The organism is Rhodococcus sp. O3 (assembly GCF_048897285.1).
Classification (GTDB): domain Bacteria; phylum Actinomycetota; class Actinomycetes; order Mycobacteriales; family Mycobacteriaceae; genus Rhodococcus.
Genome location: NZ_JBMBTE010000119.1, coordinates 1 through 14,814 on the forward strand (window position 1 = coordinate 1; position 14,814 = coordinate 14,814).

Below are 14,814 nucleotides of genomic sequence, written 5' to 3' on the forward strand. Positions count from 1 at the left end.
GACCGGTTGCTGCACGAAACCACGGACGTGGACGCGATCGTCGTGGTCGGCGCCACCGGCGGGGGTGCCGCCGATCAGTTGCGCGGCGCGCTGGCCCGCGCCGGGGCGCACCTCGCCGTCGAACGTGTCCGGTGCAAGCCGGGCGGCTCCCAGGTCGCTGCGGCGCTACCGGACGGTCGAGCGGTACTGGGCCTGCCGGGCAACCCGGTCGCGGCGATCGCGACGTTGCTGGTCATGTTGCCCGCGGTGATCGACGGCCGCACCTGCCGAACCCCGGCCGTGCCGTGGACGGCCCCGCTGGCGAACGCCTCGGAGGTGGTCGGCGACGTCACCCGACTACTGCCCGCACGGCGACTGCCCGACGGAACATGGCTGTGCGACAACGCGATCCGGACAGCACACCTCGCCGGGTTGATCGACCGGCAGGCGATCGCGCTGGTTCCGCCGGGCGCGGCCGACGGTGATCCGGTCGAGATCGTCCCACTGCCCCGGATGTGATCTCACGGTCCCCGACAAAGGGGAAAGATCATGATTCCGGAGCCGACGGCGCCACCGTGCTGTCGACCGGCATCACCTCGGGCATGGGGTTGTCGACGGCGCGCATGTCGACCACGACGCCCGATTGGACCGTCGTCGCCACCGCACGCTCGCGGGCCCGCGCCGACGAACTACGGACACTCCTGGGCGACCCCTCCAACTTCCGCTACGTCGTGTGCGACCAGGCCGACCTCGCCGGCATCCGGGACGGCGACAAGCAGATCGTCGAACTGCTCGCGGACCCCGCCGTCACGCCCCTGCGCAGCATCGTCCTCAACGCCGGCATCCAAACGAACTCCACCGCAACGGCAACTGCCGACGGCTTCGAGGTGACCTTCGGAACCAACCTGATCGGCCCCCACCTTCTGGTGGGAACGATCGCGAACGCCCTCACCGCACCGGTACGCATCATCGCCGTCGGCTCGGGGACCCACTACGGCAGGTTCCGCCGCTCCTACGGCATGGTTCCGCCACCTCGATGGGAAGCTCCCGAAGTACTGGCCCGCCCTCGGGAAGGTGACGGCATCCGTGCGTACTCGACGAGCAAGCTCGGAACGCTGTACTGGGTGCACGAACTCGCCCGGCGCGCACCTCGCGGCATCGACGCACTCTGCTTCGATCCCGGGATGATGCCGGGAATGGGCCTGGCACGGGACCGGAGCGCGATCGAGCGCTTCGGGTGGAAGTACCTTCTGCCCGCGATGAACGTCCTGGCCGGAGTCTCCACCCCCGAGCGATCCCGAACACACCTGGCCGCGCCGGAGACCGGCACCTCGCCGATCCCGGAATCGGATCTGCGGGGAGGCTATGTCGAAATCGACCGCCTCGTCCCCTCGTCCGACGAGTCACACGACGAGGACCGCGAAGTCGAACTCTTCGAGTTCCTCGACGCCGCTACAGGTCTGGTTGCCGAGCAGGTTCCGGCTGGTGGTCGTCCCGCTGAGATCGGTGTTCACTTCTGACGGTTGGGACCGCCGGAAAGGCACACCGGGGCCGAAGGCCCACCGACGAGCCGCGCGCCCTCGCGGTAGCGCTGCGTGACCAGATCGACGATCGAGTCGGTGACGCCGAGCGGCGCGGCGACCCCGTCGGCTCCCGCGTCCGCGAGCCGGGAATGGAACAGGCCGGGCGCGAGCAGGTACGAGGCGATGAACACCCTGCGCGCCCCCTGCGCGCGCAGGGTGTCGACCACCTCGGGGACCCGGGGTGAACCGGTGGCGACATATGCGATGCGCACGGTGGTACGGACCAGCGAGGACAGCATGCGGGCGGCGCTGCGCACGTCGCGCAGGGCGCGCGGATCGGACGATCCGGCGGCGGCGAGGACCACTGCGTCCCCGGGTCGCCATCCGGCGGCCTCGAGCCGCTGCACGAGAACCTGCGCGAGGATCGGGTCGGGTCCGAGGGCGCGGGTCACGGACACCGCGGTGTGCCCGCTCGCCTCGACCTCCTGCGGCACGTCGCTGTGCACGTGGTAGCCGGACGCGAGGAACGCCGGCACCAGCACCGTGGGGTGAGACGAGTCGCGCAGGACCTCTGCCGGCGACGGACCCAGCACGTCCACGAACGCGACGCGGGTGGGGCCGACCCGCCCGGCGACGGCGTCGGCGAGCGAGGCGATCATGTCGACACCGCGCGGATTGCGGGTGCCGTGGGCGACGAGCAGCAACTGTGGTCGAGTCATCAGCGCATATCCTCCGGGTCGACGGCGAGGCGGTAGCCCCGCTTGACGACGGTCTGCACGATCGCAGGCGCGCCGAGCGACGACCGCAGTCGTGCCACGGCGGTCTCGACCGCGTGGGTGTCTCCCCCACCGCCGGGAAGGGCGGCGAGCAGCTCCTCACGTGCGACGACCCGTCCGGGACGGGACGCGAGCGTGCGGAGCAGGGCCATTCCGGCCGGGGCGAGGCAGCGCTTCTCCTCGTCGACGATGACGCAGCGTCCACGCATACCCAGGACGTGCCCGCCGGCTTCGATGCGGACCGCCCGGCGGGGCAGTTCTTCGGCGAGGTGCCGGGCCAGGGAACCGAGCCGGGCCCTGGCCGGCATGGTGACCGGCACCTCGAGGGCGGCGAGCGGCGCGGCCGTGACGGGGCCGACGCACACCGCGGTGACGCCGCTGCGCATCGCGCGCAGCACCAGTTCGAGCATTCCGGTCTGCTTGGCCCGCATCAGCAGGGACGCCACTGCCGGTGCGCTGGTGAAGCTGACCGCGTCGAGCCCGTAGTCGGCGATCTGTTCGATGAGCCGGTCCAGCGCGGTCGGGTCCTCCGGTGGGGTCCACCGGTAGACCGGGACGGCGACGACCTCGGCACCGGCCGCGCGTAGTTCCTCGCACAGGTCGGCGCCGGGTTCCCATTCGGTGCGCTCGCCGTGCAGCTGCACCGCGATGCGCTGCCCCTCGACGCCCTCCGCGAGCAGGTGGGCGAGCACCTCGGCCGACGATTCCGATGCCGGGGACCACTCCTCCCGCAGCTCGGCGGCGCGGATCGCGCCGGTCACCTTCGGGCCGCGCGCCAGGATCCGGCTTCCGCCGAGGGCATCGGTGAGCTCCTCGGACAGGCCCCAGCCCTCCGCCGTACCGATCCAGCCCCGGAATCCGATCGCCGTGGTGGCGACCGTGATGTCCGGCGGGTTCGCGATGATGTCGCGGGTGACCCGTTCGAGTTCGGTGTCGTCGGCGAGCGGGATGATGCGGATCGCCGGGGCGAGCACGACCTCCGCGCCCCGGCGGGTGAGCAGCGTCGTGAACTCCTCCGCGCGGCGCGACGCGGTCACCCCGATGGTGAATCCCCGCAACGGCTGGGTGCCGTCGCTCACGAAAGCTCGCCGGCGTCGGCGGCGCCCGGCATCCGCTTGCTGTGGATCTGCACCACGCCGGCCCAGACGCGCACGTCGTACACCGGCAGCGACACGTCCGGGTCGTCGAGGCAACGACCGTCGTTGAGCGAGAACACCTGCTTGAGCAGCGGGGAGGCCACGGTCGGCTCGCCCGCCCGGTCCCCGACGAGTCCACGGGACATCACCGCGGCGTGGCCGTACGGGTCGATGTTGCCGACGGCACGCAGCGTGCCGTCGTCGAGCAGGAACAGCGCCACCTGCTCGCCCCCGCGCAGCAGTACTGCGACTCCACAGCCAGGTACCAGCCGGCTGAGCGGGCACGCCGATGTCCATTCCAAGCGGCCGTCGAACACGCTCTGGCGCGTCGTTCCCTCTGCGCCGTGCATCTCGATGACGGTCATTAGGTCCTCCCTCGAAAGTACTGACGAAATCATCCGGGTCCGGTGTTTCGGGCGAGTTACCCGGAGATTCCCGGCCGGTAAGCGGGCATCCCGACCAGGACGGGAACCTTCCGCTTGCCCGACTCGTCGAACCGAACGGTCGGGTCGGCCTCGTCCGGTGCGTTGACGAACGAGACGAACCGGGCAAGCTTCTCCGGGTCCTCGAGCACGCCGGCCCACTCGTCGCGGTAGCCCTCGACGTGCTTGGCCATCGCGGCCTCGAGTTCGGCTGCGATACCGAGGCTGTCCTCGCACACGACCTCACGCAGGTGGTCGAGACCGCCCTCCATCGCCTCGAGCCACGGCGCGGTGCGCTGCAGCCGGTCTGCGGTGCGGATGTAGAACATCAGGAACCGGTCGATGTACCTGACGAGGGTTTCGTCGTCGAGACCCCCGGCGAGCAACTGTGCGTGCTTGGGCGACTGGCCGCCGTTACCGCACACGTACAGGTTCCAGCCGCTCTCGGTGGCGATGACACCGACGTCCTTGCCGCGGGCCTCCGCGCATTCGCGGGCGCACCCGGAGACACCGAACTTGAGCTTGTGCGGCGACCGCAGACCGCGGTAGCGCAACTCCAGGTCGACGGCCATCCCGACGGAGTCCTGCACGCCGTACCGGCACCACGTCGAACCGACGCAGCTCTTCACGGTCCGCAGCGACTTGCCGTAGGCCTGACCCGACTCCATGCCGGCGTCGACGAGCCGCTTCCAGATCAGCGGCAGCTGCTCGACGCGCGCACCGAACAGGTCGATCCGCTGGCCGCCGGTCATCTTCACGTAGAGCCCGAAGTCGCGGGCCACCTCGCCGATCACGATCAGTTGTTCCGGGGTGCACTCGCCGCCCGGCATGCGCGGCACCACCGAGTAGGTGCCGTTCTTCTGGATGTTCGCGAGGAAATGGTCGTTGGTGTCCTGCAGACCGGCCTGCTTCGGGTGCAGGATGTGGTCCGAGTCGGTCGAGGCCAGGATCGAGGCGACCACCGGCTTGCAGATGTCGCACCCGGATCCCTTGCCGTACCTGGCGATGAGCGCGGAGAACGTGCGGATTCCGGTGGCATGGACGATCTCGAACAGTTCGGCGCGGGACTGCTCGAAGTGTTCGCACAGCGCCTTGCTGAGCTCCACCCCGGAGGACGCGAGCAGTTGCTTGATGGTCGGCAGGCAACCACCGCAGGTGGTACCGGCGTTGGTGCACGCCTTGACCTGCGCGATGTCGCAGGCGCCCTCCGCGATCGCACCGCAGATCGCGCCCTTGGTGACGCCGTTGCACGAGCAGACCTCGGCGTCGTCCGGCAGCGAGCCGGCGCCGGGCTTCTCCCCGGCCGGGGAGATCAGGGCCGCGGGGTCGCCGGGCAGCTCCCGGCCGACGAGCGGCCGCAGCGACCCGTACGCCGAGGCGTCGCCGACGAGGATGCCGCCGAGCAGGATCTTCGCGTCGTCCGAGACGACGAGCTTGGCGTAGGTCCCCTTCGCGGCGTCGGACAGCACGACCTCGAGCGCACCGGGGGTGGTCGCGTGGGCGTCGCCGAAGCTGGCGACGTCGACGCCGAGCAGCTTGAGCTTCGTGGACAGGTCGGCGCCGGGGAATTCGGCGTCGCCGCCGAGCAGGCGGTCGGCGACGACCTCGGCGGTGCTGTAACCGGGGGCGACGAGGCCGTAGCAGGTGCCTTCGACGGCCGCGCACTCGCCGACCGCGTACACCGACTCGTCGGTGACGCTGCGGCAGCCGATGTCGGTGAGGATGCCGCCGCGTGCGCCGACCTCGAGGCCGGTGTCGCGGGCGAGCGCGTCCTGCGGGCGGACACCGGCCGAGAACACCAGCACCGCCGCGTCGATGACGGAACCGTCGGACAGTTCGACCTGCAGCCCCGCGGGACCTTCGGTGATCGCCGAGGTGCCGACCCCGGTGTGCACCGTCAGCCCGAGATCGGTCACGAGCCGGGCCAGCACGTTGCCGCCACCCTCGTCGACCTGCAGCGGCATCAGCCGGGGCGCGAACTCGACGACGTGCGGCGTCATGCCCATCAGCTTCAGGGCGTTGGCCGCCTCGAGGCCGAGCAGGCCACCGCCGACCACGACACCCACGGCACCGGGTCCGGCGGCGTCGGCCGCGGCTCGGATGCCGTCGAGGTCGTCGAGGGTGCGGTAGACGAACGTGCCGGACAGGTCCTTGCCGGGGATCGGCGGCACGAACGGATACGAACCGGTAGCCATGACCAGCGCGTCGTACCCGATCACCTCGCCGCTGTCGGTGGTGACGGTGCGCGCGGCGCGGTCGATCGCCGCGGCACGCGTTCCGAGCTTCAGGTCGACGAGGTCGTCACCGTCGTAGGTGTTGCCGGCGAGCGCGAGTTCCTTCGCATCCCACGAGCCGACGTACGAGGACAGACCGACGCGGTCGTAGGCAGGCTGCGTCTCCTCGCTCAACACCGTCACCGACCAGGTGTCGTGCTCGTCGCGGGCGCGCAGCGCTTCGACGAAACGGTGTCCGACCATTCCGTGTCCGACGACGACAACGTTCTTGCGGCTCATGGGATTTCGCTTTCTCTCGTGCAGGGTGGATCAGTGCCGGGGTACGGCGTCAGACGACCGGGACGGACGGACGGTCCGCTTCGGCGGTCTCGGGGACGGCCGCCGTGCGGGGGGTGCGGAGGAACACCAGCCAGGTGACGGCGATGCACACCAGGTAGAAGGCGCCGAAGACCCAGAAGGCCATCGTCGCGGACTTCGCCTCGCCGGCGTAGGAGGCGCGGAGCACCAGGTTGATGCCGACGCCGCCGAGTCCGCCGATCGCGCCGGCGAAGCCGATGAGCGCGCCGGACATCGTGCGCGACCAAACGGCCTTGGCTGCGCGATCGAGGTGGTCGAGGCTCTGCGCCTTGGCTTCGAAGATCGACGGGATCATCTTGTACACCGAACCGTTGCCGATACCCGACAGCAGGAACAGTGCGATGAAGCCGAGGACGTAGGCGGTCATGATGCCGCCGGTGGGGGCGCCCGCCGACGCGTCGTCGAGGACACCGGCGACGATCAGGACACCGGCCGCCAGTGCCATCGCGGCGAAGGTGACCATGGTGATGCGGCCGCCGCCGATGCGGTCTGCGAGCTTGCCGCCGTAGGGACGGGAGATCGAACCGAGCAGCGGGCCGATGAACGCGATCTGCGCGGCGTGCAGTGCAGCCTGAGCGGGCGTGTCACCACCGGCGAGGAAGTTGATCTGCAGGACCTGGCCGAACGCGAAGCTGAATCCGATGAACGAGCCGAACGTGCCGATGTAGAGGAAGGACACGATCCACGAGTCGCGGAACTTCAGGGCCTCGCCCATCGCCCGCAGGTCCGCCTTCTGACCGCCGAGGTTGTCCATGAACAGCGCCGCTCCGACCGCGGCGACACCGCACGCCACCAGGTAGACGGCGCACACGATCCACGGTTCGGTGTTGCCGACGGTGGCGATGACGAGCAGGCCGATGAGTTGGACGACCGGCACACCGATGTTGCCGCCGCCGGCGTTGAGTCCGAGCGCCCAGCCCTTCAGCCGCTGCGGGTAGAACGCGTTGATGTTGGTCATCGACGACGCGAAGTTGCCGCCGCCGACACCGGCGATCGCGGCGACCAGCATGAACGTGGTGTACGAGTATCCGGGGTTGAGCATCAGGTAGAGCGTCGCCAGCAGCGGCACGAACAGCACCAGCGCGCTGAAGATCGTCCAGTTGCGGCCACCGAAACGCGCCGTTGCGACGGTGTAGGGAATGCGCAGGAGCGAGCCGACCAGCGTCGGCACCGCCACCAGGAAGAACTTGCCGGCGGCGTCGATGCCGTAGACGTCGGTGGGCATGAACAGGACCATGACCGACCAGATGGACCACACCGAGAAACCGACGTGCTCGGCGATGACGGACCAGATCAGGTTCCGCTTCGCGATGTCCTTGTTACCGGACTCCCACGCCTCGGCGTCTTCGGCGTCCCAGTGCTCGATGTTGTGCTTCCGCGCGAATTTCGCTCGCAGCGTTTCGTTTTCGATAGTCGCAGCCACCCCGCCCCACCTCTCTCGGATTCGTGATGAACCCAAGGTAGGAAGTGGGTGTTGCCGCGGTGCTGCCCGCGGTGACCTCCGCGTCAAGAGTTTCTCACGCACGCGCAGGCCACCCTGTGAGGGCGGACTACAGCAACAGCCGCACCAGATCGGAGGTGTGCGCCAGACCGGGGAACGCCTCCTCGGTCGACCGCGGATGCAGCGCGTGCACGGCCAACCGGAACATCACGGCACGCAAAAGCATCTGGGGCCACTCGGGCAGATCGTCCCAGCGGGCGATCAGTGCGTCGTCGGCGCCACCCCAGGACAGGGCGTCGACGACGGCCACGGCCGCCGCCCACGACGCGGGCCGCCAGTACGGCGTGATGTCGGTCAGTCCGGGCGCGGCCCGGCCCGCGAACAGGACGGTCCCGAACAGGTCGCCGTGCACGAGCTGGTCCGGCAGATGGACAGGTTTACGGAAGGTCGCGAGCTGATTGATGAGATCCAGGCTCTTGCGTCCGTCCGGTGTGGTGGTCTCCGGCGCTCCGGCCGCCCGTGCCGAACGCATCGGCACGGTCTCCCAGGCTGCCCGGTCGGCAGCGACGAACACATCGACGTCGGCCCACGGCGCGACCGGGGGCTGCATCAGGAACCGGGGACGCTCGAGTTGCGCGGTCGCGGCGTGCAGACGCAACGACAGCGACACCACCTCGTCGTGGCGCGGTTCCGAGGTGCCGACGATGTAGGTGTCGGCGCGCCACCCGGACACGACGTATCGGCCGTCCGTCGAGCGGACCGGGCGGGCCAGGCGCAGCCCGTCGACGCTGAGCGTCTCGCGGACCTTCGCCGACCACGCCGCGCGGGCGTGATCGGCCACCGGAGAGAGCACCACGTCTCCACATCGCCAGCCGCCGTCCCAGTCCGAGCCGAGCGGTACCGGTTCGACGTCGCGGAGGCCGAACGTGGAGCGCACGTGCTGCGGGGGTTCGAGTGAGCTCACGACGCTCACCGTACCGTCGTGCACGGCGCGATCCGGGAAGGCACTCCGTTGTCGATGATCACAGGATCCTGCGCTCTCGGAATTCTGTGACCGGGGACAACGTGACCGCACTCAGTACAGCGGCAGCGAGGGATCGACCTGCTGCGCCCACGCGACGACCCCGCCCTGCAGGTGGGTCGCGTCCGCGAATCCGGCCCGTTTGAGCGCGGCGAGCACCTCCGCGGACCGGATGCCGGTCTTGCAGTACGCGACGAGCGGAACGTTCTGCGGAAGTTCCGCGAGTGCCTCACCGGACAGGATGCGGTCCTTGGGAATCAGGCGGGCGCCGTCGATGTGCATGATGTCCCACTCGACGGGTTCACGGACGTCGATGAGCGCGAGTTCACGGCCGGAGTCGAGCATGTCGCGCAATTCCGTTGCGGTGACGGTGGATTCGGCGGCGGCGGCCACACCCTCCTCGGACACCACCCCGCAGAACTCGTCGTAGTCGACGAGTTCGGTGACCGGGACGCGGCCGGGATCCCGGCGCAACGTGACCGTCCGGAACGTCATCGAGAGTGCGTCGTAGATCATCAGCCGGCCCAGCAGGGTGTCGCCGATACCGGTGATCAACTTGATCGCCTCGGTGGCCATGATGCAGCCGACAGTGCCGGGCAGCACACCGAGCACCCCGCCCTCGGCACACGAGGGCACCATGCCGGGCGGCGGCGCCTCCGGGTACAGATCGCGGTAGTTCAGGCCCACCCCGCCGGGGGCGTCCTCCCAGAACACGGACACCTGACCTTCGAACCGGAAGATCGATCCCCACACGTACGGCTTGCCGGCGAGGATCGCGGCGTCGTTGACGAGATAGCGGGTCGCGAAGTTGTCGGTGCCGTCGACGATGAGGTCGTACTCGCGGAAGATCTCGACCGCGTTGGTGGTGTCGAGGCGTACCGGGTGCAGGCGCACCTCGACGGTGTCGTTGATGCCGGCGATGGTCTCGCGAGCGCTCTCCCCCTTCGACCGGCCGACGTCGGCCTGTCCGTGGATGATCTGGCGCTGCAGATTGGAGCTGTCGACCTCGTCGAACTCGACGATGCCGATCGTGCCGACCCCGGCCGCGGCCAGATACAGCAGTGCCGGGGAACCGAGACCGCCCGCGCCGATGAACAGCACCTTCGCGTTCCGGAGCCGCTTCTGCCCGGTGACCCCCACATTCGGGATGATCAGGTGCCGGCTGTAGCGGGCAACGTCCTCCCGGGTCAGCTCGGCGGCGGGTTCCACCAGCGGTGGCAGTGCGGTCACGACAGGCTCCTCGGCGCGCTCGACGGTACGACGCCCATTCTCACATCAGGCGCCGCGACGGGCCGGACGCCGGTTCACCCACGCGGGAACGGCCAGGGATTGAACCGGCAGATCAGCCCGTCCGCGGGTACGACTCCCCCGGGATCGACGCGGGCGATGTCGTTGTTCGCGATCCCGAACGTCTGCTGCATCATGATCGGCGCCAGACCACCCTGGCTCCGGCACGGTTCGTGCGCGGCGAAGCCGATGGCGTGCCCGATCTCGTGGTTGATCTGATACTGCCGGTACGAACCGATGTCGCCCTGGAAGGCGACGGCGCCGCGCACCCACCTGGCCTCGTTGAGCAGCACCCGCTCGGCGCCGGGGTTGAAACACGATCCCTCGAGGGGGATGTCGAAGCCGCAGTACTGCCGGATGCTCATCTGCGAGGTGAGCGAGACCCGGAAGTCGGGGTCGCCGGTGTCGATCCGACGGAACGCGAAGTCGGGGCTGTTGGTCCAACTCTTCGGGTTGGCGAGGGTCTCGTCGACCATCCGCCCGAACGCGGCTTCACCGCCGTACCCGGTCGCGTCCACCCCGTCCTCGACCTCGACCGTGTAGGTGTACACCTTCTTCGTACCCGCGCCGACCTGCGCGGTGCTGCCCGGCACCATGTGCCAGGTGCCCGCCCCGGTCACGGTGAACGGCCCGCCGTCGGGAAGCTCGCCGGGTCCGGTGCCGGCCGGGAACAGGCCGTCCGGCTGCGGCACCTGGGCCACGGTGGCCTCGTCCGCGGCGACCGGGTCGTCGGATTGCGCCGGTACCGCGCGAACGGCGTCCCACACGACGAAGCCGGTGACGGCGACGAGGACAGGGATGGCGTAGGCCCGCCACCCGTAGGTCGAGACGAAGCGTCCCACCTTGGATTGCTTGCGGACGTCGCGCTCCGGACGCAGACGCCGGGGCGGTCGATCCGCTCCTCCGACGGGGTCCCACTGTGCGCGCAACGGCTGGTGTGACGTCCGGTGCGACGGTGCGCCGGATGCCCGGTGTGGCGTCTGCGGGGCGTCGGTCGGGGCGCCTGCCGCTCGCAATCCTCCTCGGTCGGTCACGGGTGCCAGAATGTCACATCGCGCAAATTCCTCGGTGAAGTCGCTCCTCAGCCCGCTTGAAGTACCCGCCGCGGGGATACTCGTCGGTAGGGCGGTACGCACCCGCAAGGTGCCCTGCCTGTAACCTGCAAGGACGATCGACGTCGACAGTGGTGCCCATCACCTTGGCCCCGTCACTGCCGACGACTTGTGCAGATTTGGGAGCGACATGACCGAACTCGCCGACCGCACTTCCGGCCGGGGCAACACCTCAGGCACCGGAGCCAAGCGGGGCGCACGAATGCCTCGCGACGAACGTCGGGCCCAGCTTCTCGCCGCCGCGAGCGAGGTCTTCGTGACGCGGGGCTACCACGCGGCCGGAATGGACGAGATCGCGGAATGCGCCGGCGTCAGCAAGCCGGTGCTCTACCAGCACTTCCCCGGCAAGCTCGAGTTGTACTGCGCGGTGCTGCAGAGCTACGTCGACATTCTCATCGCCAGTGTCCGCCAGGCGCTACGTTCGACGACCGACAACCGTCAGCGCGTGCGCGCCGCGGTGCAGGCGTACTTCGACTTCGTCGACAACGACTCGCAGGGCTTCCGCCTCGTGTTCGAGTCGGATCTGATGGGTGAGCCGCAGGTCGCGCAGCGCGTCGAGCAGGCCACCGAAGCGTGCGTGGATGCCGTGTTCGACCTGGTCAGCCACGATTCCGGTCTCGATCCCTATCGTGCGCGCATCCTGGCGGTCGGACTCGTCGGCACCAGTCAGTTCACCGCGCGCTACTGGCTCGAGGCAGCCCGGCCGATCCCGAAAGAAGACGCGGTCGACACCACCGTCGCCCTGGCGTGGGGTGGTCTCAAGCACGTGCCGCTGCAGCCCGAGCTGCGGCTGCGCTGACGGTGCCGCCCGAGCAGCGGCTGCGCTGACAGCGGGACCACCGACAGCAGCGACACCGGACAAAGCGACATCGGACACAGCGACACCGGAAACGAGGAAGGGCCGGGGCGTCTCGCCCCGGCCCTTCGTTCGTCTCGCCCGGATCAGCCGGCCGCGAACCCTACCTTGCGGATGTCGGCGGGGCCGATCTCCACGTACGTGATGCGCGATGCCTGGACGAGGAGCTTGCGGCCCTTCTCGTCGATGAGGGCGAGCACCCCGTCCTTACCGCCGGCCAGGGCGGTCGTCACCAGGGCCTCGACCTCGTCGGGCGTCTGGTCGCTGACCACGGTGAGTTCGCGCGGGCTGTCCGCGACACCGATCTTGACCTCCACGGTGGACCTCCGAAATCTCAGTGCTCTACAGCTGTCTCCGTCAGGTTAGTGCAGTCCGAGCACTGCCATCCGCTTGGCGTGCTCGACCTGCATGCGGTCGAACAGCGCGGCGATGTTCGTCAGGTCGCCGGTGGCGGTGATGACGAGGTCGGCAAGATTCTCCTGCTGTGCCATCACGTGCTGGGCCTGAGTGATCGCCTCACCGAGCAGCCGGCGTCCCCACAGCATCAGCCGGTCCTTCTCGAGGCTGCTCTTCTCGACCGCGGCGCGCACCTCGTGGACCACGAAGTCCGAGTGCCCGGTCTCGGCGAGGACCTCCCGGACGACCGAGGCGACCTCCGGGGCGAGGGTGCCGGCGATCTCGCGGTAGAAGTCGGCGGCGATGCCGTCGCCCACGTGCGCCTTGACCAGCGATTCGAGCCACGTCGACGGGGTGGTGCACGCGTGGTAGGCGTCGAGGGACCGCCGGAACGGCTCCATCGCCGCGTAGATCTCGACGCCGCGGGCCTCGAGCGCCTCCTGCAGCGTCTCGAAGTGGCTCATCTCGGCGGCGGCCATGCTCGCCAGCGCGACGCGGCCGCGCAGGGTCGGGGACAGTTTCGCGTCCTCGGCGAGACGGTAGAACGCGGAGATCTCACCGTAGGCGAGGACCGCGAACAGGTCCGCGACACCCGGGTGATCGGCCGGAACCGGTGCCTGTGCGAGGGTCGGTTCGGATGATGCTGCGGACGGCGACGTTTCGGCTCCCATGACGACAAAGCGTAGTACCGCGGGGTACCGTTCGCCGGAACCGGTACAATCGTCCTGGAAGACTGCGCTTCGAGCTGTTCAATGCGGCCCGCAGTCCTCAACGATGATGTGCGCGCACCCGACGCCGATCGCGCTCGCGTCTCGCCGAGCCGAACCGAACGCTCGCGCTGAGACGCTGAGTCGGTCGCCTTCTCCACCTCGTGCGTGCGTGCCGAGACCAGGAAGGCCAGACCCCTGAGCAAGATCACTGTCGACCACGAAGACGACGCCACCGAAACCACCGTTTCCGCACAACTCGATTCGACCCACGTCGCCCCCACCTTCGCGGAGCTGGGTGTGCGCGAGGAGATCGTCCGCGCCCTCGCCGAGCACGGCATCGAGCGCACCTTCGCCATCCAGGAGCTCACGCTCCCGCTGGCCCTCGCCGGCGACGACCTCATCGGCCAGGCCCGCACCGGCATGGGCAAGACCTTCGGCTTCGGCGTGCCGCTGCTGCACCGCGTCACCACCGAGGGTTCCGGAACCACCGCCCTCGACGGCACCCCGCGCGCCCTGGTGATCGTCCCGACCCGGGAGCTGTGCATCCAGGTCGCCGGCGACCTGGAGAACGCCTCGAAGTACCTGCCCGGCAGCGGCAAGAAGGGCCTCGAGGTCCTCGCCATCTACGGTGGCCGCCCGTACGAGCAGCAGATCGAGCAGCTGCAGAAGGGCGTCGACGTCGTCGTCGGCACCCCCGGCCGCCTGCTGGATCTCGCGAACCAGGGTCACCTGATCCTCGGCAAGATCGGCGTGCTCGTCATGGACGAGGCCGACGAGATGCTCGACCTCGGGTTCCTCCCCGACATCGAACGCATCCTGAACATGGTCCCCGACCGTCGTCAGACGATGCTGTTCTCGGCCACCATGCCGGGACCGATCATCACCCTCGCCCGCACGTTCCTGACGCAGCCGACGCACATCCGGGCCGAGGAGCCCGAGTCGTCGGCGGTGCACGAGCGCACCAACCAGCTCGTGTACCGGGCGCACGCCCTCGACAAGGCCGAGCTCGTCGCCCGTGTGCTGCAGGCCGAGGGCCGCGGCGCGACCATGATCTTCACCCGGACCAAGCGCACCGCCCAGAAGGTCGCCGACGACCTCGTCGAACGCGGCTTCGCCTGCGGTGCCGTCCACGGCGACCTCGGCCAGATCGCCCGCGAGAAGGCTCTCGACAAGTTCCGCAACGGCAAGATCGACGTGCTCGTCGCCACCGATGTCGCCGCGCGCGGCATCGACATCGACGACGTCACGCACGTCATCAACTACCAGTGCCCCGAGGACGAGAAGACCTACGTCCACCGCATCGGCCGCACCGGTCGCGCCGGGCGCACGGGTACCGCGATCACGCTCGTCGACTGGGACGACGTGCCGCGCTGGGAACTCATCGACAAGGCCCTCGACCTGGGGATGCCGGAGCCGGTCGAGACGTACTCCAGCTCTCCGCACCTGTACGAGGAGCTGAACATCCCCGAGGGCGCCACCGGCACGGTCCGCAAGGCCCGCGCCGCGGCCACCGGCGAAGCGGCGGACGGCGAAGCACGCCGCGAACGCCCGAAGCGCACCGCCA

General features: G+C 69.4%; 14 protein-coding genes. 4 read left to right on the top strand and 10 right to left on the bottom strand.

The genetic code is table 11. The features are described from left to right. A partial coding sequence (locus ACN675_RS23380) for a molybdopterin-binding protein (RefSeq protein WP_420753110.1) occupies window positions 1-498 on the top strand: 498 nt, incomplete at its 5' end. Between the two features lie 56 nt (window positions 499-554). Further along, window positions 555-1,499, top strand: coding sequence for an SDR family NAD(P)-dependent oxidoreductase (locus ACN675_RS23385; protein ID WP_420753111.1), 945 nt, complete (start codon window positions 555-557; stop codon window positions 1,497-1,499). Here the strand turns inward: ACN675_RS23385 and ACN675_RS23390 are convergent. The 8 genes from ACN675_RS23390 to ACN675_RS23425 form a co-directional block, all read right to left on the bottom strand. Further along, entirely contained in the window at window positions 1,490-2,221 is a 732-nt protein-coding gene (locus ACN675_RS23390) for a sirohydrochlorin chelatase (protein ID WP_420753112.1), read from the bottom strand. The genes ACN675_RS23385 and ACN675_RS23390 overlap by 10 nt on opposite strands. Further along, window positions 2,221-3,357 carry a uroporphyrinogen-III synthase gene (locus ACN675_RS23395; protein WP_420753113.1) on the bottom strand — a complete coding sequence of 379 codons (1,137 nt, stop codon included), beginning with the start codon at window positions 3,355-3,357 and terminating at the stop codon, window positions 2,221-2,223. The genes ACN675_RS23390 and ACN675_RS23395 overlap by 1 nt, the downstream gene beginning before the upstream one ends. Then, window positions 3,354-3,779, bottom strand: a complete 426-nt coding sequence (gene nirD, locus ACN675_RS23400; RefSeq protein WP_420753114.1) for a nitrite reductase small subunit NirD — start codon at window positions 3,777-3,779, stop codon at window positions 3,354-3,356. The genes ACN675_RS23395 and nirD overlap by 4 nt, the downstream gene beginning before the upstream one ends. Window positions 3,780-3,835: 56 nt before the next feature. Then, window positions 3,836-6,349 carry a nitrite reductase large subunit NirB gene (nirB, locus tag ACN675_RS23405; RefSeq protein WP_420753115.1) on the bottom strand — a complete coding sequence of 838 codons (2,514 nt, stop codon included), beginning with the start codon at window positions 6,347-6,349 and terminating at the stop codon, window positions 3,836-3,838. Window positions 6,350-6,398: 49 nt separating this feature from the next. Continuing rightward, window positions 6,399-7,850, bottom strand: coding sequence for a nitrate/nitrite transporter (locus ACN675_RS23410; protein ID WP_420753116.1), 1,452 nt, complete (start codon window positions 7,848-7,850; stop codon window positions 6,399-6,401). 127 nt (window positions 7,851-7,977) lie between these two features. Continuing rightward, window positions 7,978-8,832, bottom strand: coding sequence for a TIGR02569 family protein (locus tag ACN675_RS23415; RefSeq protein ID WP_248673274.1), 855 nt, complete (start codon window positions 8,830-8,832; stop codon window positions 7,978-7,980). Window positions 8,833-8,943: 111 nt separating this feature from the next. Continuing rightward, window positions 8,944-10,119 (bottom strand): adenylyltransferase/sulfurtransferase MoeZ, encoded by a 1,176-nt coding sequence (moeZ, locus tag ACN675_RS23420; protein ID WP_420753117.1) that lies wholly within the window; start codon window positions 10,117-10,119, stop codon window positions 8,944-8,946. A 74-nt stretch (window positions 10,120-10,193) separates the two neighbouring features. After that, complete coding sequence (locus tag ACN675_RS23425) at window positions 10,194-11,210, bottom strand: DUF3152 domain-containing protein (RefSeq protein ID WP_420753118.1); 1,017 nt, start codon at window positions 11,208-11,210, stop codon at window positions 10,194-10,196. A 208-nt stretch (window positions 11,211-11,418) separates the two neighbouring features. On the opposite strand from ACN675_RS23425, the gene ACN675_RS23430 reads away from it, so the two are divergent. Further along, entirely contained in the window at window positions 11,419-12,087 is a 669-nt protein-coding gene (locus ACN675_RS23430) for a TetR/AcrR family transcriptional regulator (protein WP_197252787.1), read from the top strand. Between the two features lie 143 nt (window positions 12,088-12,230). Here the strand turns inward: ACN675_RS23430 and ACN675_RS23435 are convergent, their stop codons facing one another. After that, window positions 12,231-12,461 (bottom strand): DUF3107 domain-containing protein, encoded by a 231-nt coding sequence (locus ACN675_RS23435; protein WP_420753119.1) that lies wholly within the window; start codon window positions 12,459-12,461, stop codon window positions 12,231-12,233. Window positions 12,462-12,506: 45 nt separating this feature from the next. Next, window positions 12,507-13,211 carry a ferritin-like fold-containing protein gene (locus ACN675_RS23440; protein ID WP_420753120.1) on the bottom strand — a complete coding sequence of 235 codons (705 nt, stop codon included), beginning with the start codon at window positions 13,209-13,211 and terminating at the stop codon, window positions 12,507-12,509. A gap of 204 nt (window positions 13,212-13,415) precedes the next feature. Between ACN675_RS23440 and ACN675_RS23445 the strand changes: the two genes are divergently transcribed. Then, a partial coding sequence (locus tag ACN675_RS23445; protein ID WP_420753121.1) for a DEAD/DEAH box helicase occupies window positions 13,416-14,814 on the top strand: 1,399 nt, incomplete at its 3' end.